Genomic DNA, 1,708 nt, shown 5'->3' with positions numbered 1-1,708 from the left:
GTGCAGGGCTCGTCAGGCGTGTTTATCGGTGCCCCCACCGGTGTCGCCTGCTCGGTCTGCCCCGGCGGCATCACGTCGGGCAATCCGGTTAATCCCCTGCCGGGCGCCAAGGTCCTGCCCGGCGAGACCGATATCGCCCTGCCGGGTCCGCTGCCGTTTGTCCTTTCCCGCAGCTACAGCAGCTACCGGACGAAGACGCCTGCCCCGGTGGGCGTCTTCGGCCCCGGCTGGAAAGCCCCCTTTGATATCCGTTTACAGCTTCGCGATGATGAACTGATTATTAATGACAGCGGCGGGCGCAGCATCCGCTTTGAGCCGCTCTCTCCCGGTGAGACCGCCTTCAGCCGCAGCGAGTCCCTGTGGCTGGCCCGCGGTGGTGCGCTGAAGCTGCATGAGAGCAACGCCCTGCACCGGTTGTGGCAGCGGCTTCCGGAGGACATCCGGTTAAGCCCGCACAGCTATCTGGCGACCGGCAGCCCGCAGGGGCCCTGGTGGATCCTGGGCTGGAGTGAACGCGTGCCGGCGGCGGATGAGGTCCTGCCCGCGCCGCTGCCGCCGTACCGGGTCCTGACCGGGCTGGCGGACCGTTTCGGGCGCACGCTCACCTTTCACCGGGCGGCGCAGGGGGCGCTCAGCGGGCACATCACCGCCGTCACCGACGGCGCAGGCCGCCGTTTCCGGCTGGCACTGAGCACACTGCCGCAGACTCCGCCTGCCTCCGGCTACGGCCCCGACAGCGGCGTCCGCCTGGAGGCGGTCTGGCTGGTGCACGACCCGGTATACCCGGACAACCTGCCCGCAGAGCCGCTGGTGCGCTATGCATACACCCCGCACGGTGAGCTGGCGGCGGTGTATGACCGTGGCGGGGTGCAGGTCCGAAGCTTTACATATGATGATAAACACCCCGGACGCATGACGGCCCACAGTTATGCCGGACGCCCGCAGACCACCTACCGCTACGATGACGCCGGGCGGGTGGTGGCCCAGCATAACCCCGAAGGACTCAGCTACACCTACGGCTATGAAAAACACACCGTCACCATTACCGACAGCCTGAACCGCCGGGATGTGCTGCACACCGAAGGAGAAGGCGGGCTGAAGCGGGTGGTGAAGAAGGAGCAGGCGGACGGCAGCAGTACCCTCAGTGAATTCGACCACGCCGGTCGCCTGCTGGCACAGACCGATGTGGCCGGACGCCGGACGCAGTACCGGCTGAACGTCGGGTCCGGGCAGGTCACGGAGATTATTGCCCCGGACGGCAGAAGCACGCGCTTTTATTACAGCGACCAGCGTCAGCTGACGGACACGGTCTGGCCTGACGGCCTGCGCACCCGCCGGGAATACGACGGGCAGGGACGGCTGACGAAAGAGACCTCCCGCGAAGGCACCACCACCCGCTGGCGTTATGCCGGCCCGCAGGACGAGCTGCCCTGCGCCATGGAGGACGCCGCCGGCAGCAAAAAGATTATGGTCAGGAACCGTTACGGCCAGGTGCTCACCTTCACCGACTGCTCCGGTTACCAGACCCGGTATGAGTACAGCCGCTTCGGTCAGGTGACGGCCATTCATCAGGAAGAAGGGCTCAGTCAGTATTTCACGTACGACAGCCGCGGACGTCTCATCAGCCGGCAGGATGCGCAGGGCCATGAAACACGTTATGAATACAGCGTTGCGGGCGACCTGACGGCCATGGTTAATCCGGATGGCA

At 65.9% G+C, this 1,708-nt stretch carries 1 protein-coding gene; it reads left to right on the top strand.

All coding sequences use genetic code 11. From position 1 onward, the window contains the following. On the top strand, window positions 1-1,708 hold a 1,708-nt coding region (locus IM267_RS20810), incomplete at both ends, for a DUF6531 domain-containing protein (RefSeq protein WP_193034210.1).

This window comes from Enterobacter cloacae complex sp. P15RS, assembly GCF_014895905.1.
GTDB classification, from domain to species: Bacteria; Pseudomonadota; Gammaproteobacteria; order Enterobacterales; family Enterobacteriaceae; genus Enterobacter; species Enterobacter quasihormaechei.
This window is presented reverse-complemented; position numbering and strand designations above follow the sequence as displayed.